General features: G+C 44.5%; 22 protein-coding genes and 3 tRNA genes. 16 read left to right on the forward strand and 9 right to left on the reverse strand.

Translation table 11 applies throughout. The features are described 5' to 3' along the window. The first annotated feature begins 30 nt into the window (after window positions 1–30). From AOC07_RS04545 to AOC07_RS04555, 3 genes are all read left to right on the forward strand, one after another. Window positions 31–106, forward strand: a tRNA-Ala gene (locus AOC07_RS04545). Between the two features lie 34 nt (window positions 107–140). Further along, window positions 141–216, forward strand: a tRNA-Glu gene (locus AOC07_RS04550). 53 nt (window positions 217–269) lie between these two features. Then, window positions 270–346 (forward strand) — tRNA-Asp (locus tag AOC07_RS04555). A gap of 49 nt (window positions 347–395) precedes the next feature. Here the strand turns inward: AOC07_RS04555 and AOC07_RS04560 are convergent. Beyond that, entirely contained in the window at window positions 396–1,247 is an 852-nt protein-coding gene (locus AOC07_RS04560; protein ID WP_215358327.1) for a carboxylesterase, read from the reverse strand. Window positions 1,248–1,277: 30 nt separating this feature from the next. Between AOC07_RS04560 and AOC07_RS04565 the strand changes: the two genes are divergently transcribed. Next, entirely contained in the window at window positions 1,278–1,772 is a 495-nt protein-coding gene (locus tag AOC07_RS04565) for a DUF4118 domain-containing protein (protein ID WP_215358328.1), read from the forward strand. Window positions 1,773–1,981: 209 nt separating this feature from the next. On the opposite strand, the gene AOC07_RS04570 is transcribed toward AOC07_RS04565, so the two are convergent. Further along, window positions 1,982–2,590: a hypothetical protein gene (locus AOC07_RS04570; protein ID WP_215358329.1), complete on the reverse strand. Its 609-nt coding sequence runs from the start codon at window positions 2,588–2,590 to the stop codon at window positions 1,982–1,984. 150 nt (window positions 2,591–2,740) lie between these two features. Here AOC07_RS04570 and hyi point away from each other — a divergent pair, with 150 nt between their 5' ends. From hyi to AOC07_RS04595, 5 genes are all read left to right on the forward strand, one after another. Further along, window positions 2,741–3,520, forward strand: coding sequence for a hydroxypyruvate isomerase (gene hyi / locus AOC07_RS04575; RefSeq protein WP_215358330.1), 780 nt, complete (start codon window positions 2,741–2,743; stop codon window positions 3,518–3,520). Window positions 3,521–3,548: 28 nt separating this feature from the next. Next, entirely contained in the window at window positions 3,549–4,448 is a 900-nt protein-coding gene (gene glxR / locus AOC07_RS04580) for a 2-hydroxy-3-oxopropionate reductase (RefSeq protein WP_215294187.1), read from the forward strand. Window positions 4,449–4,457: 9 nt separating this feature from the next. Continuing rightward, a complete protein-coding gene (locus tag AOC07_RS04585) occupies window positions 4,458–5,045 on the forward strand; it encodes a YqiA/YcfP family alpha/beta fold hydrolase (protein WP_215358331.1) in 588 nt (195 codons plus the stop codon). 79 nt (window positions 5,046–5,124) lie between these two features. Continuing rightward, window positions 5,125–5,694, forward strand: a complete 570-nt coding sequence (locus AOC07_RS04590) for an HNH endonuclease (protein WP_215294189.1) — start codon at window positions 5,125–5,127, stop codon at window positions 5,692–5,694. Window positions 5,695–5,738: 44 nt separating this feature from the next. Beyond that, a complete protein-coding gene (locus tag AOC07_RS04595) occupies window positions 5,739–6,704 on the forward strand; it encodes a DUF3108 domain-containing protein (RefSeq protein WP_215358332.1) in 966 nt (321 codons plus the stop codon). On the opposite strand, the gene AOC07_RS04600 is transcribed toward AOC07_RS04595, so the two are convergent. The 6 genes from AOC07_RS04600 to mltG all read right to left on the reverse strand — a co-directional run bounded on the left by AOC07_RS04600 (window position 6,701) and on the right by mltG (window position 11,609). Further along, entirely contained in the window at window positions 6,701–7,228 is a 528-nt protein-coding gene (locus tag AOC07_RS04600; RefSeq protein WP_215294191.1) for an ion channel, read from the reverse strand. The two genes, AOC07_RS04595 and AOC07_RS04600, sit on opposite strands and share 4 nt — an antisense overlap. 66 nt (window positions 7,229–7,294) lie before the next feature. Further along, window positions 7,295–8,005 (reverse strand): ankyrin repeat domain-containing protein, encoded by a 711-nt coding sequence (locus AOC07_RS04605; RefSeq protein ID WP_215358334.1) that lies wholly within the window; start codon window positions 8,003–8,005, stop codon window positions 7,295–7,297. After that, complete coding sequence (locus AOC07_RS04610) at window positions 8,002–8,793, reverse strand: TatD family hydrolase (protein ID WP_215358335.1); 792 nt, start codon at window positions 8,791–8,793, stop codon at window positions 8,002–8,004. Before AOC07_RS04610 ends, AOC07_RS04605 begins: the two co-directional genes overlap by 4 nt. Window positions 8,794–8,824: 31 nt before the next feature. Beyond that, the gene (locus AOC07_RS04615) at window positions 8,825–9,898 is read right to left on the reverse strand and encodes a DNA polymerase III subunit delta' (RefSeq protein WP_251371732.1); all 1,074 of its coding nucleotides are present in this window, start codon (window positions 9,896–9,898) and stop codon (window positions 8,825–8,827) included. 69 nt (window positions 9,899–9,967) lie between these two features. Next, window positions 9,968–10,606: a dTMP kinase gene (gene tmk, locus AOC07_RS04620; RefSeq protein WP_371816729.1), complete on the reverse strand. Its 639-nt coding sequence runs from the start codon at window positions 10,604–10,606 to the stop codon at window positions 9,968–9,970. A gap of 22 nt (window positions 10,607–10,628) precedes the next feature. After that, complete coding sequence (mltG, locus tag AOC07_RS04625) at window positions 10,629–11,609, reverse strand: endolytic transglycosylase MltG (RefSeq protein ID WP_251371733.1); 981 nt, start codon at window positions 11,607–11,609, stop codon at window positions 10,629–10,631. 107 nt (window positions 11,610–11,716) lie between these two features. Here mltG and AOC07_RS04630 point away from each other — a divergent pair, with 107 nt between their 5' ends. Both AOC07_RS04630 and AOC07_RS04635 read left to right on the forward strand, forming a co-directional pair. Then, complete coding sequence (locus tag AOC07_RS04630; RefSeq protein WP_215358337.1) at window positions 11,717–12,694, forward strand: folate-binding protein YgfZ; 978 nt, start codon at window positions 11,717–11,719, stop codon at window positions 12,692–12,694. Window positions 12,695–12,706: 12 nt separating this feature from the next. Next, window positions 12,707–13,564: an NRDE family protein gene (locus tag AOC07_RS04635; protein WP_215358338.1), complete on the forward strand. Its 858-nt coding sequence runs from the start codon at window positions 12,707–12,709 to the stop codon at window positions 13,562–13,564. A gap of 3 nt (window positions 13,565–13,567) precedes the next feature. Here AOC07_RS04635 and AOC07_RS04640 read toward each other — a convergent pair whose 3' ends face one another. After that, window positions 13,568–14,059 (reverse strand): PaaI family thioesterase, encoded by a 492-nt coding sequence (locus AOC07_RS04640; RefSeq protein ID WP_215358339.1) that lies wholly within the window; start codon window positions 14,057–14,059, stop codon window positions 13,568–13,570. A 55-nt stretch (window positions 14,060–14,114) separates the two neighbouring features. Between AOC07_RS04640 and AOC07_RS04645 the strand changes: the two genes are divergently transcribed. The 5 genes from AOC07_RS04645 to AOC07_RS04665 are packed head-to-tail and all read left to right on the forward strand — an operon-like array spanning window position 14,115 to window position 17,741. Next, window positions 14,115–15,581 carry a YdiU family protein gene (locus AOC07_RS04645; protein ID WP_215358341.1) on the forward strand — a complete coding sequence of 489 codons (1,467 nt, stop codon included), beginning with the start codon at window positions 14,115–14,117 and terminating at the stop codon, window positions 15,579–15,581. A 34-nt stretch (window positions 15,582–15,615) separates the two neighbouring features. Continuing rightward, window positions 15,616–16,026, forward strand: coding sequence for a peptide-methionine (R)-S-oxide reductase MsrB (msrB, locus tag AOC07_RS04650; RefSeq protein ID WP_215294200.1), 411 nt, complete (start codon window positions 15,616–15,618; stop codon window positions 16,024–16,026). 38 nt (window positions 16,027–16,064) lie between these two features. After that, window positions 16,065–16,613, forward strand: coding sequence for a septation protein A (locus tag AOC07_RS04655; RefSeq protein WP_215358343.1), 549 nt, complete (start codon window positions 16,065–16,067; stop codon window positions 16,611–16,613). Beyond that, window positions 16,610–16,894 carry a BolA family transcriptional regulator gene (locus AOC07_RS04660; RefSeq protein ID WP_215358345.1) on the forward strand — a complete coding sequence of 95 codons (285 nt, stop codon included), beginning with the start codon at window positions 16,610–16,612 and terminating at the stop codon, window positions 16,892–16,894. The genes AOC07_RS04655 and AOC07_RS04660 overlap by 4 nt, the downstream gene beginning before the upstream one ends. A gap of 55 nt (window positions 16,895–16,949) precedes the next feature. Continuing rightward, complete coding sequence (locus tag AOC07_RS04665; RefSeq protein WP_215358347.1) at window positions 16,950–17,741, forward strand: peptidylprolyl isomerase; 792 nt, start codon at window positions 16,950–16,952, stop codon at window positions 17,739–17,741. Window positions 17,742–17,754 lie beyond the last annotated feature (13 nt).

A 17,754-nucleotide genomic window follows, 5' to 3' on the forward strand; every position in this document is an offset into this window, starting at 1 on the left:
GAGTGTCTTGCGGTTTTATTGTGGGATTTCGGGGGTATAGCTCAGCTGGGAGAGCGCTTGCATGGCATGCAAGAGGTCAGCGGTTCGATCCCGCTTATCTCCACCAAGCATTCAAATTGCTGTATTTTGAAGTAGTCCAGGTCCCCATCGTCTAGAGGCCTAGGACATCACCCTTTCACGGTGAGTACGGGGGTTCGAATCCCCCTGGGGACGCCAGAAATTTTGGTGGCAGTAAAATGTAGTTTGTGATGTTTCACTCGATGTATTTTGGAGCGGTAGTTCAGTTGGTTAGAATATCGGCCTGTCACGCCGAGGGTCGCGGGTTCGAGTCCCGTCCGTTCCGCCAAGACAATTAAAAGCCCCCTGAGTCAGGGGGCTTTTTTATTTCTAAGGCATTACAGTGTGCGCGTGCGAAGTGCCTTGGGGCTCATGTCTAAATAGTAATTATCTATACCAAGATTTCCACCCTTAGCTCTAGCTAAGAATCGTAAAGTCTCGTTCAATACGATTTCTCTCTCGTTATCAATGGTGACTATGTGATAGCTATTGCCCAGCCAAATTGTTCTACGAAGATCTGATTTGACTTTAGATAATATCTTTTCTGCAGACCATACCGAACATGTGTCATCCTCAACGGACTGTATTAATAGGAGTCTAGAGTTAATTAAATTTAGATTTTTTGTGGTGTAAGCCATGAGCTTATTGGCTTCATACAAATGCCTTGCGGTGATCAGTGGTGCGCCTACCTCAGATAATTCATGGGACTTAAATTTGTCACGAATGCGGCGTCGTAGCTCGAGATTTTTGATGCCAAAAGGCTCTCTCTCCGAATACTCCCAATTTCGGATTCCCAGGCTGTATGCAATATTGAGTAGAAATCGATACCACGGCACAGACCAACCGTCATAACGCAATACCGGTGAATAGAGCGCAATTGAAGAAATATCAGACCTTTGTGTGGCAATCGCAAGTGCGAAGGTAGCGCCCATACTGATGCCTGCTAAATTGATGGTTTTATATTGAAGCTTGTGCTCGTCTACGCAATTGTGGACTTGGCTAAGCCACTCTTCGTAGTTATCTGCAGGACTTCCATAAAGGTAACCCTTGATTTCAGGAACCACGGTATTAAATCCGTTAGTACTTAGAAAGCTGGGAAGTTGGCCTAATTCAAGTCCACCACCATTTAAACCTGGAAGTAAAATGGTGATGCTGTCGCTTGTGGCGCCTATTTCATTTCTATGGGGCATGTCTTACACTGTCGTCAATATAGTTATGCCATGAAGCATACACCGTCCAAGGAATCCATGAAACACAATCTTAATGCTTATCGGTGGTGTCCCAATAAGGGGCAGGGCTACTTAAATGCGTGCGTCGGTGTATTTTTTGCTTTTTGCATTCGCTTAAGCCTTCAGCCACATATCGAGGAGGCGCTACCTTTGTTTTTCTTTCAGATCAATACGATTGTGATTGCCTTCTTTTTTGGGGTTGGTCCAGCATTACTCACTTTGGCGTTAAGCATCCCATTAATTTCCTATTTTTTTATGTCACCTTATATGAGCTTTAGTGTTGTTGATTCCAGGGATATAACAACATTAATTGTTTATATAACCTACACATTACTTGTAAGCTTTTTGGTTGAGTGGTTACGTCGCGAACAGTACAACGCAAAGATGGCTATTTTAGTAAGCGAATCTCGCTTCAAGCTAATGGTCGAAGGTGACACCAAAATACGAGAGCTGCTTAAAAATTCCCCCCCCCACAAACCTGAATAACTAAGGCCTTTTAAACCTTCCGATTCTGCCCCTTATTGCTGATAGCTGAGAGCCGGTTAAGTTCAGCAGAGGGGGTCACCATAAATTGAGATTGAGTGATCTCATCTGAACCTCACCTTGTGGTGTTAGCACAATGTGAGGTGTAAGGAGTCAAAATAATGCTAATAAGCAGTTGTTAATCAAATAGCTTGTGCAGCATTCACTACAGCTTACTTTTTTGGAGTTGTTATAGAGGCCGCCATTGCATCGTAATAAATGACCTTAACTTGTTCGCCAACATTAACATCACCCAAGAGAGCTGGGTTTTTAACGGTTACAGTGGTAACTTTGCCGCTAGGACCCTTAACAGAGACAAGTTTCTTATCGCGGTCTACGGCAACGATATCGGCAATGATGGTTGTTTGATTGGCAATGCTTTCAGAAGGCTTTTCATTTGCCTTTGATTTGGTGACCGTATTAGTTTCTACCTTGCTACGAATGCCATCACTCTTGGTTTTAATCAGTTCAATTGCAACAGCCAATTCATAAGTCACGTTAACTCGATCACCTTTCTTAATTTGATCGAAATTGGTGATTTCTGGACCTGCGACAAATTTAGATTCACCTTCTTTATTTTTGAAGGTAATGGTACGAGTCTTTTTATCAATCTTGACTACGTTACCTTCATATAGCTGGTAGCGGTTGTCCACTACAGCCGCATCGATCACCATTGGCTTGGCGGAACCGGTATCAGCAGGTTTCGTTTGCGCCACTACTGAAAATGAAGTGGCCAATATAGTTGCTATAGCTAGCGAAATGGTGGTGGATTTAAGATTCATTATTTTCCTTATGAATAATTAACGCTGATTAAGATATTAGCTCACTTTTATCATTTTTTAGTCTTTAGAGTGCTAATGCGGTATTCGGACCAATGCCCTCATCTTTGTTAAGATTATTGTCTTATTCCGGAAACTCAAGAAGGGCCTTAAATGCCTCAATTTGCTGCAAATTTGACAATGTTATTTACAGAAGCGCCTTTCTTGGAGCGCTTTGAGCGCGCCTCTCAAGCGGGATTTAAGGCGGTTGAATTTCTGTTCCCATATCCATATTCAGCTGCTGAAATTAAACAGAAGTTAGATCAGCACAACTTAAGGCTAGTCCTTCATAATTTGCCGGCTGGTGATTGGGATGCCGGGGAGCGTGGAATAGCTTGTCATCCAGACCGAGCTGAAGAGTTCCGTTTGGGGGTTGCAAAAGCGATCGAATATGCCAAGGTTCTAGGCGTTGCGCAATTGAATTGTTTGGCAGGCAAAGTTCCTGCAGGTGCAGATCAAAAATTATTTCATGACACTTTTGTGGCTAATTTGAAATATGCGTCTGCTGAGTTAAAAAAATCCAATTTAAAGCTACTTATTGAGCCAATTAATACATTTGATATTCCTGGATTCTTTTTAAATACAACACAGCAGGCGCTAGATATTATTAAAGAGGTTTCCTCTGATAATCTCTTTGTGCAATACGATATCTACCATGCCCAGCGTATGGAGGGTGAATTGTCCAATACTATCGAAAAGAATCTCAAGCAGATCGCCCATATTCAGTTAGCTGATAATCCCGGCCGCAATGAGCCTGGCACTGGTGAAATTAACTATACCTATCTTTTCAAATTCCTTGACAAGATTGGCTACTCAGGTTGGATTGGTTGTGAATATAAGCCTGCGACTACGACAGAAGCAGGTTTAGCTTGGATTCAGAAATTAAATTCATAAAATTAAAGCAAATACAAAAGGAGATGAAATGAGTGCGAAATTAAAATTAGGTTTTGTTGGTCTCGGTATTATGGGCGCCCCTATGGCGGGCCAACTTATTAAAGCAGGACATGAGGTTTTTATTCATACTAGAAGTAAGGTTCCACAGGAGCTAGCCTCATCTTCAGCTATTCAGTGTTCTAGTCCCAGCGAGGTCGCTGAAAAGGCAGACATTATTTTTACGATGGTGCCAGATACGCCCGACGTTGAAAAAGTCTTGTTCGGTGAGAAGGGCGTCGCATCTGGCTTATCGAAGGGCAAGGTTGTTGTTGATATGAGCTCAATCTCACCCATTGCCACCAAAGAATATGCCAAGAAAATAAATGCTTTGGGTTGCGACTACTTGGATGCCCCAGTTTCTGGCGGAGAGGTTGGAGCTAAAAATGCCACGCTATCGATCATGGTCGGTGGTGATGAAGGAGTATTTAATAAGGTGAAGCCCGTTTTAGATTTGATGGGTAAGAATATCAATTTAGTGGGTGGTAATGGGGATGGTCAAACTGCCAAAGTCGCAAACCAAATCATCGTAGCCTTAAATATTGAAGCTGTTGCTGAGGCGCTTTTATTTGCAGCCAAAGCAGGCGCTGATCCCGCCAAAGTCCGTCAAGCATTAATGGGCGGCTTTGCGAGCTCAAAAATTCTTGAGGTGCATGGTGAACGCATGGTGAAGCGCACATTTGACCCGGGCTTTAGGATTGAGTTGCATCAGAAAGATTTAAACCTCGCACTCAATAGCGCTCGTGCTTTAGGCGTTTCACTGCCGAACACCGCCACTGCTCAAGAGCTTTTCAACTCTTGCTCGGCTCATGGTGGCAAAGCCTGGGATCATTCGGCGATGGTGAAGGCTTTAGAAAAATTAGCCAACTTTGAAATTGGTCAAAAAGCCTAAGATCTAAATATGACATCAACCCTCTTGGTGTATTTGCATGGCTTTCGCTCTTCCCCTAGATCCAGTAAGGCTGTGATGACCGGTGAGGCCATCAAGGCCTTATCGACAGTCAATAACCCTATTGAATGGTATTGCCCGCAGTTATTGGCTTCACCGCAGAACAGTATGGATATGGTTACAGAGCATATTCATCTGTCTAAGGCCGATCATATTGTTGTCATCGGTTCATCGCTGGGCGGATTTTATGCAAACTATTTGGCAGAAAAGTATGGCTGCAAAGCGGTTGTCTTAAATCCGGCCGTTCGTGCTGCCAGGGAGCTTGCCCCCCATGTGGGAATGATGACGTCCTATGACAATGACGAGCCATTTGATTTTCGCCCTGAATATATTGATGAGCTAAAAGCCTTACAAGTTGAAAGGATTTCTAATCCTAGCCGTTACTTTTTGATTGCAGCAAAAGGAGATGAATTGCTTGATTGGCAAGAAATGACGGAGTTCTATCAAGGCGCCAAGCAGCTTGTCCTTGAGGGCAGTGATCATGGCATTGCCGACTATGCAGACCATCTCCCAGCAGTTTTGGAGTTTATATCTCCCTAGATGATTGATTGACACATATTTCTTCTGTAAGATAAGTTAAACGATTGATTGCATCGCCTAGGTCGAGAAAGGAGAGTTTGTGCTGAGCATCTTGAAATTAGACGCTGGTGGAATTCCCCAGGGTTGGGTTAACGCTGAAGAAGCAACCAAACACTACGCTGATAATAGTGTCTTATGGACACTGGGCGACCCCATCATGAAAATGCGGGGCGGCATTTCTAGGGCTAGCGGCTTGCAGTCCGTCATTGAACTTCATTCGATTATTGCTATCAAAGGTAGTGCGAAGATTAATTTATTCGATGTTGTCCCGGTGATCACAAAACATAAACTCTTTAAACGTGACCGCGGTCTTTGCGCTTACTGTGGTGATGTAATTCATGAGAATCAGGCTGAGGCAGAGCACATTATTCCCAATAGTCGTGGCGGAAAATATTCCTGGATGAATTTAGTGATTTCTTGCAGGCCCTGCAATCAACACAAGGGTAATCGCACTCCCGAACAAGCTGGCATGGCTCTGTTGTACACCCCTTATCTGCCAAGTTTGTACGAAGATATGATTCTTAAAGGGCGCAATATTCTAGCTGACCAGATGGATTTCCTGGCGGCTAATTTGCCCAAGAATAGTCGTTTACTTGAGAGTGCTCTCTGAGCTCAGAGTCAGGGCAAGTTACGCAGTCTTACTCTAGTAGTTTGATGCACTCAAAATCGTTGCGGATGATTGTGGTAGCGCTGGTTTTATCGCTACTTGGGCATCTCATTTTATTTGTTGGCCTACCTTTTCTTTCCCTTGGCTCTGCTCCAGAAATTGCAGATGACCTCATTATTAGAACTGAGTTGAAACTTGAGCCGCCTAAGAAAATTCAAATGGCGAAGGCTCCCAAAAAGAAATTAAACAAAGAAGATTCTAGTGCGAAGTTAGAAGATCCAAAAAGCCTGGTAGCGGGAGAACAGGGTGGGGCCTTCAATCAATCGGGAGTGGCCTTCAAACTACCAGAGTCGGGAATCATTTATTACGACTCTTACGTCGATGGCCAAAAGTATCAGACTGGAGAAATCGACTGGATTGTTGATGGAAATAGCTATCGCCTATATGTCAATATCCCCTATGCTTTCGTCGGCCCATTTGTATTTGAATCGAGGGGAACCATTGATGCATACGGTATGGCCCCCTCTATTTATTGGTCGCAGCGTGGCACAAGGCCACCACGTTATTCTCGATTTGATCGACATTCAACTGGAGGAGGGCAGATGTTCTTCTCAGAAAAGCCGGAGTTCACGCCAGCCATTCCCCCTGGAACTCAAGACCGATTTAGCCTCATGTTCCAGATTGCTTCATTGCTAAACGGGGATAGCAAAATTGATGAGGCTGGAAGTATTCGTGCATTGCCGGTAGTTGATTACAACTCGGTTGAAATGTGGCAATTTAAAAGTTATGGTGAGGCTATCTCCGAGGATATTCCGACCCTGGGAAGGTCTGTTAACCGTCATTACGCTTTGATGCAGCGTGAAAATGACCCCTATAAGCGCCAGGTGGACATTTGGTTAGCTAAAGATCTCGAGTGGCTGCCGGGCCGAATTCGCTCCCAGGAGGCTAGTGGCAGGGTTCTTGAGCTTGTTTTTAAGCAAAAGAGCCCCATACCGCCGACAGCATTGCCCTAAAAACCCGATCCTGATTTGGGGTTTTGATTTGAGTGTCCGAGCAGAGCCACCATCATTGAATATAGGGCCGCTCCAGACATGGATACTGCAAAGATTCCTGTAAACGAGATAATAATGGGCAAAATTCTCCAGTGCTCAGTCAGGGTGTAATCGCCATATCCTACAGTTGTATACATTTCGCCTGCGAAGTAAAAGGTCTGTGGATTTGTTGGAAATACCTTAAGGGCCACGCAAATATAGGCCCAAGCGATGATTTCTACGAAATGGGTTGCAATAATGAGCAAAATCGCGATGAAGTAAGAAACAAAATTGGCGCCATAGATCCGTTTATTTTCTAGCTGCTGATCAAGCCAATGAAAAGCGCCAGCAATCGACAAAACGATCATGCCGTGAACCGTAAGCATGAAGCAAGCCAGAAGCAACACAAACCAAATTTGCCCATTGCCCATATCCATATTAATTTCGCTGAAGAGTGTTGCAAAGCTGGGAAGGTCTGCATTACGGAAAAGGTCTATTAGGAACATGGAAATTCTGAGTGAAGATTACAAAAATATCTTATTTGACATAATAATGATTATACGCAAATATACCTATGGGGATTTCGCTGGTGAGGACTTCATGGCCCGTTGATATGGCGTCTTGTAAAGCTTAAGCCATCGAGATCTTAAGCCATCTCCTATCCAAGGTTTATCGTAAATATCTGCAATATCAATAGCGCTTAATCCCAGCGCATTATGAAGTTGTAAGTCTGCTCCTTGATCTAAGAGCAGCTTAACCAGTTGCTCATTCCCAGACTGCACTGCCATCATCAGAGGCGTTGTATTGTTTAGGCTTAAGGAGTCTACCGTAGCGCCATTAGCTATCAAAAACTGGGCAACTTCCAGGTGTCCTTTGGTGCAGGCGTAATGCAGCGGAGTCCAGCCTATGTGGTCAACCATCGCTTTTTTCTTGAGCACAAGAGTTTTCACCAGAGGCAAATTACCTTGAATAGATGCAATCATCAACGGAGTTTCACCGCTTTTATTGGATAAATCTACGTCAATTTTTGGGTCATTTATCAGTAAATCAATCACATTCGCCGAATTGTCTTTGATAGCCAAAATCAGCATAGGATTGCCATTTGCATCTACGGAATTGGGGTTTGCACCCTTAGAGAGTAAGTTTTTAACCTCAGCAACATCATCAAATTTTGCCGCTTTTGCAAAATCAGCTATTTGACTAGTGGTCTGTGCTTGAGCATGTTGGTTTAAGGCGCCCACGCAAGCAAAAATAAAAAGTAATTGATTAAACTTTATTCTCATGAATAAGTTCTATCTATATGAAAACATTGATAAAAATTAGATGAAGTTTGATTTGCAAGCTCCTCAAGCTCTAGCCCTTTGAGGTCGGCAATGAATTCGCCGACTTTCGCTACCCAGGCTGGTTCATTAATCTTGCCGCGGTAGGGAATGGGCGCCAAATAGGGAGCATCTGTTTCAATGAGCATCCTCTCTAATGGTACCGCCTTGCAGGTTGCCTGCAGGTCTTTAGCGCTTTTAAAGGTCACAATCCCTGAAAAGGAGATGTAAAAACCTAAGTCCATAGCTGCTTGCGCTACCTCTAGACTTTCAGTAAAGCAATGCATTACACCGCCAATTTTTTCAGCGCCCTCTTCTTTTAGTATCTTGATCGTATCCTCTGATGCAGAGCGAGTGTGGATGATCAGGGGCTTTTTAGAGGCTATGGCTGCTCTGATGTGGGTCCTAAATCGATCGCGCTGCCACTGCATTGATTCATAACTGCGATCACCCATACGGTAGTAATCAAGACCAGTTTCGCCAATGGCAACAATTTTGGGGTGCTTAAGCGCAGTCTCGACCAGGAAATCATAACTGGGCTCAGGCGTGTCTTCGTAGTCTGGATGAACCCCTACAGAAGCGTACAAATGAGGGTGCTCCTCGGCCAGCTTGAGGACATTGGGAAAGTCAGGCAAGTCTACGGATACGCATAAGGCATTGCTAACCTTTGCGGACTCCATGTTTGCCAATACCTCTGGCAAGCGAGACTGAAATTCTGGGAAATCGAGATGGCAATGGGAGTCTATGAACATGACTGGCTATTTTAGACTGCCTAAGCCTAATTTAAGTCTCAAATACCTGTTGGTATTGGGAAAGTAAGGCCTCTAATTGAACGCGGTTCGCCAAGGGGTGATTCTCATGGCGACGGGCTTGAACCAGGGATTTCCAAAATTGATGAAGTTTTGGGATCTTTGCTGTTTGAGATAGACCCCTCAAGGTGGAGAGATGCTTGGGGTAATAACGAGGGTTGCCGCCTTGTGAAACGGCTTGCAAATCTGAAGTCCAACGTTGCATTGCCGCTAATAAATAACTGTATTGAGCTTTGTGGATCTTTTCTGCAGCATCTAACCAATTTATCCGCAAACCCTGGGACATTGATTGGAGCAAATAGCGCGAAGCCTGAATAGAAATCGTTAACTCATCTTTCTCATCCTGATTATTTCTGGCAACCAGGAAATCCAGGACAGAGTATGGCGCCCCACCCTGTTCATCGTAAATGGTTTCTATATCAGCGTCATTGACTTTAAGACCACCAACTTTCGGCAATTCTGTACGTAACCAGGCCAAACCTTGCTCCCGATCAGGTCGTGGTGCAGTAAGCAAGCGACAACGAGAGCGAATGGTCGGCAAAACACGATCCACGCGATCAGCCAACAAGATAAAGATGGTATTTGCTGGCGGCTCTTCCAAGGTTTTCAGCAAAGTGTTCGCTGAATCTGAGCGCAACATTTCTAAAGGGTAAATCAATATCACGCGACTACCACCTCGGTGCGAGCCAATAGAGAGGCTTTCAATGGCGCTGCGAGTCTCTTCAATAGAAATATTTTTCTTTTCCTTTTTTTCGCTAGACTCACCATCGGAATCGTCACGAGAGGATTTACCTTTTTTTGGCGCCTCATCGCTGTCATAGTTTGCATGCGGCAAGAGTTTTCGATGGGTTTCAGGCACAAGGGCAATAAAATCGGGATGGTTGCCAGTGTTAAACCAATGGCAGGCCTCACATTGATTACAAGGGCATGAGGCTTCGAGAGCGCCTTCGCACAAAAGAGACTTTGCAAGCTCAAGGGCAAATGCGAACTTACCAATACCCGATTGACCATGTAACAGAATCGCATTTGGGCAATTGGCAAAATCCATGCTATCCCATAATGGTTGCAACCATGGGGCCACACACCTTTCATGCACTAGAGACATCGAGTCATTCATTTAGATGTTGAAATCCAAATTCTTTAAGCCATTCCAAATGGCATCCGGGGTTTGAGTGGCATCTACTAGGTGAAAACGCTTGGGATCTTCCTTGGCCCGACGGAGGTATTCTTGGCGAACCTTTTCAAAGAAGTTCAAATCCATTTTTTCAAACTTATCTGGAGCACGCACTTTAGATCTGCGGGCTTCAGCAACCTCGCCTGGTAAATCAAAAAGGATCGTTAAATTGGGCTGCAACAAAGACCCATTTGCTCGGCCTTGAACCCAATGCTCAAGTTCATTTAATTTATGTAGGCTTAAGCCCCGGCCCCCACCCTGATAGGCAAAGCTGGCATCAGTAAAGCGATCAGAGATCACAATTTTCCCAAGCTCCAAGGCGGGCTCTATCACCTGAGCGATATGTTCGCGACGCGCAGCAAACATTAATAAGGCTTCCGTTTCAAGATTCATCGGCGCATCTAATAAAAGCGCCCTGAGTTGTTCGCCTAAGGCTGTTCCACCAGGTTCGCGTGTCATCACTACTTCACGATCGGGGTAGCGTGCTTGCATCAGCTTTTGAAATGACTCAATATGCGTGCTTTTACCGGCGCCATCAATACCTTCAAAGCTGATGAAATATCCTGGATACATTGATGTCATATGGGTACGAAATTCAATCTTATTAATGGGATGTTGCTTTTGATTTACGCTGATACTTATCTACTGCTGCCTCATGTTCATTTAAGCTCTGCGAAAAATGACTGGATCCATCCCCTTTGGCCACAAAAAATAGGGCATTGCTTAAAGCTGGATGTGCGGCTGCCTGTATAGAATCTTTGCTAGGCATGGCAATGGGTGTCGGTGGCAATCCCTTACGCATATAAGTATTGTAGGCACTATCCCTGCGAAGGTCTGCTTTACGCAAATCACCGTCGAATTTTGACCCAATACCGTAGATCACTGTCGGATCAGTTTGAAGCATCATGCCCTTATTTAATCTATTGGTAAAGACAGCCGCAATCAGTCCTCGATCGCTAGAGCGCCCTGTTTCCTTTTCTACAATCGAAGCCAGTATCAAGAGCTCATATGGTGTTTTTAAGGGTGAACGGCTTTCTTTCTGAGGCCAAGTTTGGCTCAATTGCTTTTGCATAGCCTGGGAAGCTTGGCGATAAATGCTGATATCAGGCTCATCTGGATCGAAGATATAAGTATCCGGTAGAAAAATACCCTCTAAGCCCGGGTAATTGAGATTAAGAGTTTGCATTAGTTCATTGGCACTCATCCCCTTGGTTTGATGAATCAATGCGGGGTGTGAATCAATCAAATTTCTTAATTGCCAAATCGTCATACCAGGAATGATGGCAATACTCTCCTTGACTCTATCGCCTCTGGAAAATTGAAGAAGAATTGCTCCTAAGCTGGCGTTATTTGGTAAAAGGTAGGTGCCTGGTTTTAACTTGGATGCAACAAATAAGGCTCTAGCAGCAATCTGAAATGGTATTGAGGGCGTTGATATCCCCTGTTCTTGTAGTTGCTGAGAGATGCTAGCGAGTCCAGATTGCGGTTTGATTTTGATTTTATATGCCGGCAAATCACCAACATTTGGCTTGGACGGCACTACAGGCCAAAAAAATAAGGCACCGTAGACAAGCCCAATCATCATAAGAATTCCATATAGCAAAGCCCTAAAGCCTTGACTATGTGTTTTTTGATTAGGAAAACGACCTCTTCCCTGAATTTTTCTGCTCATCAGGCTATGATAAAAGGGTCATGATGAATAAGCCCAAAAACCCACCAAATCAAGCAACTTTGCCCCAGTGGGGACTAATTTTTATTGAAGGTGAAGATGCTGCTAGTTTTTTACAGGGCCAGCTCAGTAATTCAGTTTTGGGCTTGAATCGCAGCTTTCCACCGCAACTCGCACAGGCTTATGGCTCAGTAAGGTTGACCGGTTACTGCAGCCCTAAAGGGAGATTGTTGGCAAGTGCCTGGCTGGGGCTTTTTCCAAGCGATGAGCATTCCGCAGATCGTTTTGCGCTATTCATTTCAAGAGATATTGCGGCAACAACAGCTAAGCGTTTGTCCATGTTTGTTCTGCGCTCGAAAGTTAAAGTAGTTGATGCTTCATCCGAATGGGATATTTTTGGATATTGTGCTAACCCTGAAGATCTTCAACATCTGACTGCAGAGCTTGGTCAGATTGGAATGCGTTTGCCTGATGTCTTCACTCAAGACCAAATCTATGCGCGTGCCTTGATCGCACAAAAAAATAAAGATCTAGATAAATCCCTAAATAATGATTCTACGCAATGGGATCATCTTGAAGTAATAAGCGCCATTCCAAGAATCGTTCAAGCAACGCAGGAACAGTTTGTACCGCAAATGATCAATTTCGAATCGGTTGCAGGTGTCGATTTCAAAAAAGGTTGCTACCCTGGACAAGAAATCGTAGCTCGCAGTCAATATCGTGGCGCCATTAAAAGACGTCTGCAATTGGCTCATACTGCAAAGAATTCCTTAGGCGAGCAATCGATCGCCCCAGGCGTAGAGCTTTTTCACAGCGGTGACCCAGACCAACCAGCCGGCATGGTAGTTTTATCCTCTTCCTCTCCTCAAGACCTTAATAGAATCGATTTTCAGATTGAATGCAAACTAGAGGCGCTCGAAAGTGGGGAAATTCATCTAGGAAGCACAGCAGGACCTGTGTTAAAAATAGATGCATTGCCTTATCCATTGATCGAAATCTAAACTTTTACCGATATGTGCCTCATTCTCTTCGCCTGGAAATCACATCCCGACTATCCATTGGTAGTTGCGGCTAATCGTGATGAGTTTTATGAGCGCGATACCGAAGGAATCTCTTGGTGGCAAGAACACCCTCATATATTGGCTGGCAGGGATCGTGCAGATGTATTGGGAAGTCCAGGCACATGGTTAGGTTTTAGTAAAGCCGGTAAATTTGCAGCCCTCACCAATGTGAGAGCGCCAAGTGAAAAAAATCCTGACTCAAGAACGCGTGGCGAACTTTCTTTGATGTATCTTGCCGGAAAAGATGGCCCTGCTGGCTTTATTCAAGAGAATGTGAAGCGCTTTCAAAACTACAACGGCTTCAATCTCTTGATGGCTGACCTGAGTAATCCTGAGAATGCTGAGATGCATTGGGTGAGCAACCGGATGATGATGGGGCAAAATATTCGCCCACGCAAGGTCTTTCCTCATCAACCTTTGGAAGCTGGTGTTTATGGGCTTTCTAACGCTATGCTAGATACCCCATGGCCCAAGGTAAATCATCGTGTAGCTGCATTCGCACAAACGCTGGCTATGGATAGCGGAAGACTTAAGAATGCGGATCAATATTTAAAACTGTTGTCTGACACTCACTGCGCAAGTGATCATGAGTTACCGAATACAGGGGTGAGTCGCGAGTGGGAAAAAGCCCTTTCACCCGCTTTTATTAAAACGGATACTTATGGCACCCGCTCAAGTACTGTCTTAAGGGTTCGCAAAGATGGTCAGTTTGAAATGGTGGAGCGTCGATTCGATGCTACTGGCACAGTTGGTCACGACGTCATTACAGGCGCTTTGAGTGTTGCGCCAGGCTCCAACCTCTCGGTTTAATACTTAATCGTTTATCTCACCACGCAGGTCGTCGTTTACAACTCGACTCCCATCAGCATTGCGAGTGGCTAGGCGCTTTAGGTATTTAAATGTCCCCGTAGCCATGCAACAAATTTCACCCTGATCGTTATAAAGCTTTGCCTCACAGAAAGCCATCGTCGCTGTACTACGCACGGTATCGGCCTTAACACGCAGTATTCCGTTAGCAGCCTGCATAAAATTATTTTTCAATTCAATCGTGACGACACTGCGATCACCTGGATCACCTGATCTGGCTGCCACAGCCATGGCAACATCCATGAGCGTTAGAAGAACGCCACCATGAGCAACCGCCCAGGTATTGGTATGTTCGGGCTTTAGGGCGAGGAGAATCTCGCCTTTGCCCATTTCAGCGCTAAGGCACCGAACCCCTAGCAATTTTAAAAATGGGACATTTAATTCCTCGCCTAAATTGGCAAGCTGGGTTTGTGGGTTGGTTTGGACTTGTTTGTTCATAGTGGGATTTTAGTAGCTCAAACGCCGTTTGGGAATTCCACCTAGAATAGTTCTTATGGCCTTTACTTTAAGCGGCGATGACGCCATTCAAACTCTACAACCAAGTCCAATACCTGAGCCTTACTGGGTAGCTTTTTCTGCCTCAGCGGCAAAATTAGTCAATATAGCGCTGAAGGATGATGGTTACCCACAAGATGATGCGTGGCTAGACGTATTGGCGGGCAATGCATTAGAGACCCAATCTTTGAAGTTTTCTAACCCGATTGCCACCGTTTATAGCGGACATCAATTTGGCGTCTGGGCTGGACAACTTGGTGATGGGCGCGCCATTCTTTTGGGCGATATCAACGGTCAAGAGTTGCAATTAAAGGGGGCAGGTAAAACGCGTTATTCCCGCATGGGCGACGGCAGAGCCGTCCTTCGCTCCTCCATTCGAGAATTTCTATGTAGTGAAGCGATGCACGCCTTGGGTATCCCAACAAGTAGAGCCCTTGCGGTAGTCGGATCCGACTTAACGGTACGACGGGAAACGATGGAAACAGCTGCAGTGTGCGCCCGTTTGGCGCCAAGCTTTATCCGCATCGGTCATTTTGAACACTTTGCATCAACCCAAAATATTGTTCAATTAAAAGAATTGGCCGATCTTTTGATAGACCAGCACTACCCCGATTGTCGTGACAGCAAAAATCCTTATTTGAACTTGTTCCAAAAAATCTGCGAACGGAACGCTAAGCTGGTTGCCCAGTGGCAAGCTGTCGGCTTTTGTCATGGTGTCCTCAATAGCGACAACATTAGTGTCTTGGGACTCACCATCGACTATGGCCCTTTCGGCTTCTTAGATCAGTTTCAAGTCGACCACATTTGCAATCATAGTGATCAAGGTGGGCGCTATGCCTACCATCGCCAACCTCAAATCATGCATTGGAATATGGCTTGTTTAGCAAGCGCCTTTATTCCGCTACTGGAATTAGCTCATTCTGAAGCGGAGTCCCAGGAGCTTTTGAGCAATGCCCTCAGTGAATTTCCAGTGATCTATGGGCAGTCTTGGCAGGCGTTATTTAGGCAGAAACTGGGTCTGGAGTCGACACGCGATGATGATATTGAGTTGATTGAAAGACTTCTCCAGGCCATGCATGACTCAAGGGTGGATTTTACGAATCTATTTCGAAAGCTAGCTAACATTAATACCAACGCCCCTGTGAGCGAAATTAAATTGCGTCATGACTTCATTGATCGAGACTCGATTGATCAATGGTTTAACGATTACATTGCACGCTTGAAGGTGGAATCGACTGTTGACGCTGAGCGTAAATCTAAAATGAATGGTATCAACCCGAAATACCTATTGCGCAATCATCTTGCTCAGGTAGCTATTGAAAAAGCCCAGCAAAAAGATTTTTCTGAAGTGGCTAGGTTGCTGCAAATTTTGGAGAATCCTTTTGATGAGCAAGAGGAATATGAGGAATATGCAGTTCCACCATCCCCAGATTTAGCAGCCATTGAAGTGAGCTGCTCTTCTTAAAGCTATATTGCGCATTCAACTTATCGGAGTTTTTATGAAAAAGACAGATCCAGAATACAAAGAAATGCTTAGCGATATTGAATATCGAGTAACAAGAGAAGCCGCCACCGAAAGACCTTTCTCTGGCAAATATTGGGATCATTGGGATAAAGGTAGATATACCTGTATTTGTTGTGCAACCCCCCTTTTTCTATCTGAAACGAAATTCGATGCTGGCTGTGGATGGCCCAGCTACAACAAACCAGAAGAGGAATCTGCGATTAAGGAAATTAAAGATACTAGCCACGGTATGATTCGTACCGAAGTGCGTTGCGCCCATTGCGATGCCCATCTTGGCCATGTCTTTGAAGACGGACCCCACCCTACAGGTTTACGCTATTGCATTAACTCTGCATCCCTTGGTTTTGAACCAAGCGCTAATGCAAAACAGACAAACGAGTCTTAAATACGGTCTAAAAACCAAATAGCTGGATAATCTCTTTTATGAAATTTTTATTCGACCTATTCCCCATCATTCTGTTCTTTATTGCCTTCAAATTTGGCGATATCTACACCGCTACGATTGTTGCTATGGTTGCGACCATTGGACAAATTTTGTGGGTTTACTATCGCCACCGCAAGATTGATGCCATGCAATGGATCAGCCTGGCAATGATTTTGGTATTTGGCAGTCTGACCATCTTTTTGCATGACAAGACCTTTATTCAGCTAAAGCCAACTGCCCTTTATTGGTTATTTGCGGCGGCCCTATTTATTAGTGCTCAATTCTTTGCAAAAAATTGGATACAGGTCCTCATGGGCAAGCAGGTAACACTCAAGGCAGAAACTGCACATTCTGTTTGGCATCGCCTGAATATGGCTTGGGCTGCATTCTTCTTTCTGATGGGTGTGCTGAATCTCTATATCGCCTTTGAATATTCTGAAGAAACTTGGGTTAATTTCAAATTATTTGGTAGCACAGGCTTGCTAGTAGTCTTTGTCATTATTCAAGGTGTTTGGTTATCTCGCCATATGGAGCATCCATCTGAATGAGTATGAACAAGGCACGCATTGCGTTGTTTGAGCAAGATTTACATCAATCCTTTGCAATTCAGCATCTTGCGATTGAAGATGAAAGCCATTTGCATGCTGGGCATCCTGGTGCTGCCAGTGGCGGAGGTCACTTTAAGCTCACGATTGTAGCTCCAGAATTTAAGGGCTTAGGTCTATTGGCAAGACATCGCGCTGTCTACGCTGCCTTAAATCGGCATATCCCACAAGAAATTCATGCCTTAACTATTAACGCCTTATCCCCGGAAGAGTCCAGTAACTAGCACTGCTTTACAGTAGCATTTATCCTTTGAACATTTATTAAATTATTTGCACACCATGTTGAAATTCCAGTCCTTACTCACTATCAGCTTTTTAGCAAGCCTACTCTCGACTAATGCGATCGCCCAGAACGCTGTAATTGTGAATGGCAAATCGATTCCAAAATCCCAATTGGACAAATTGGTTCAAAAAACAGGAAGACCTGACAGCCCCCAAGTGCGCGATCAAGCGCGTGAGATGCTAGTAACCCGTGAGTTGATATTGCAAGAGGCTGACAAGCGCGGAGTGATTCAAAAAGAATCAGTACGCGATCAATTGGAGCAAGCTCGTGTTGGTGTTTTAGTAGCGGCTGTTTTTGAGGACTACGTCGAAAAGGAAGGCGTTGCCGAATCAGACCTAAAGGCTGCCTATGAAAGCGTTAAGGATCAATATACCGGCAAGGAATACCACGTGGAGCACATACTGGTTGAGAAAGAATCAGATGCCAATGCGATCATTGCTCAGCTTAAGGCCGGTGCGAATTTTGAAGATCTAGCCAAGGCGAAATCCAAAGATCCCAGCTCTGCTAAAAATGGCGGTGATCTTGGTTGGGTCTCTGATAAATCTTTGGTCCCTGAGTTCTCAAAGGCTATGGTTCAGCTCAAAAATGGCCAAACTAGCGATAAGCCCGTGAAATCCCAATTTGGATATCACATCATCAAAATGGTGGATGCTCGTGATGTGAAGGTGCCCAGTTTTGAAGAATTGAAAGATCAACTGAAGCAAATGATTGCATCGGACCAAAACTGGCAAAAAACCAAGTTCACTGAAATGATGCAAAAACTTCGTGCTAAGGCAAAGATTCAATAAGGCAAAAAAGCTT

The sequence above is a fragment of the Polynucleobacter sp. UB-Raua-W9 genome, from assembly GCF_018687435.1.
Taxonomy (GTDB): Bacteria; Pseudomonadota; Gammaproteobacteria; order Burkholderiales; family Burkholderiaceae; genus Polynucleobacter.

Coding starts and splice junctions, on each gene's coding strand:
- AOC07_RS04560 (WP_215358327.1), bottom strand. CDS start 1,247: ATGCCCCATAGAAATGAAATAGGCGCCACAAGCGACAGCATCACCATT.
- AOC07_RS04565 (WP_215358328.1), top strand. CDS start 1,278: ATGAAGCATACACCGTCCAAGGAATCCATGAAACACAATCTTAATGCT.
- AOC07_RS04570 (WP_215358329.1), bottom strand. CDS start 2,590: ATGAATCTTAAATCCACCACCATTTCGCTAGCTATAGCAACTATATTG.
- hyi (WP_215358330.1), top strand. CDS start 2,741: ATGCCTCAATTTGCTGCAAATTTGACAATGTTATTTACAGAAGCGCCT.
- glxR (WP_215294187.1), top strand. CDS start 3,549: ATGAGTGCGAAATTAAAATTAGGTTTTGTTGGTCTCGGTATTATGGGC.
- AOC07_RS04585 (WP_215358331.1), top strand. CDS start 4,458: ATGACATCAACCCTCTTGGTGTATTTGCATGGCTTTCGCTCTTCCCCT.
- AOC07_RS04595 (WP_215358332.1), top strand. CDS start 5,739: ATGCACTCAAAATCGTTGCGGATGATTGTGGTAGCGCTGGTTTTATCG.
- AOC07_RS04600 (WP_215294191.1), bottom strand. CDS start 7,228: ATGTTCCTAATAGACCTTTTCCGTAATGCAGACCTTCCCAGCTTTGCA.
- AOC07_RS04605 (WP_215358334.1), bottom strand. CDS start 8,005: ATGAGAATAAAGTTTAATCAATTACTTTTTATTTTTGCTTGCGTGGGC.
- AOC07_RS04610 (WP_215358335.1), bottom strand. CDS start 8,793: ATGTTCATAGACTCCCATTGCCATCTCGATTTCCCAGAATTTCAGTCT.
- AOC07_RS04615 (WP_251371732.1), bottom strand. CDS start 9,898: ATGGATTTTGCCAATTGCCCAAATGCGATTCTGTTACATGGTCAATCG.
- tmk (WP_371816729.1), bottom strand. CDS start 10,606: ATGACATCAATGTATCCAGGATATTTCATCAGCTTTGAAGGTATTGAT.
- mltG (WP_251371733.1), bottom strand. CDS start 11,609: ATGATGATTGGGCTTGTCTACGGTGCCTTATTTTTTTGGCCTGTAGTG.
- AOC07_RS04630 (WP_215358337.1), top strand. CDS start 11,717: ATGATGAATAAGCCCAAAAACCCACCAAATCAAGCAACTTTGCCCCAG.
- AOC07_RS04635 (WP_215358338.1), top strand. CDS start 12,707: ATGTGCCTCATTCTCTTCGCCTGGAAATCACATCCCGACTATCCATTG.
- AOC07_RS04640 (WP_215358339.1), bottom strand. CDS start 14,059: ATGAACAAACAAGTCCAAACCAACCCACAAACCCAGCTTGCCAATTTA.
- AOC07_RS04645 (WP_215358341.1), top strand. CDS start 14,115: ATGGCCTTTACTTTAAGCGGCGATGACGCCATTCAAACTCTACAACCA.
- msrB (WP_215294200.1), top strand. CDS start 15,616: ATGAAAAAGACAGATCCAGAATACAAAGAAATGCTTAGCGATATTGAA.
- AOC07_RS04655 (WP_215358343.1), top strand. CDS start 16,065: ATGAAATTTTTATTCGACCTATTCCCCATCATTCTGTTCTTTATTGCC.
- AOC07_RS04660 (WP_215358345.1), top strand. CDS start 16,610: ATGAGTATGAACAAGGCACGCATTGCGTTGTTTGAGCAAGATTTACAT.
- AOC07_RS04665 (WP_215358347.1), top strand. CDS start 16,950: ATGTTGAAATTCCAGTCCTTACTCACTATCAGCTTTTTAGCAAGCCTA.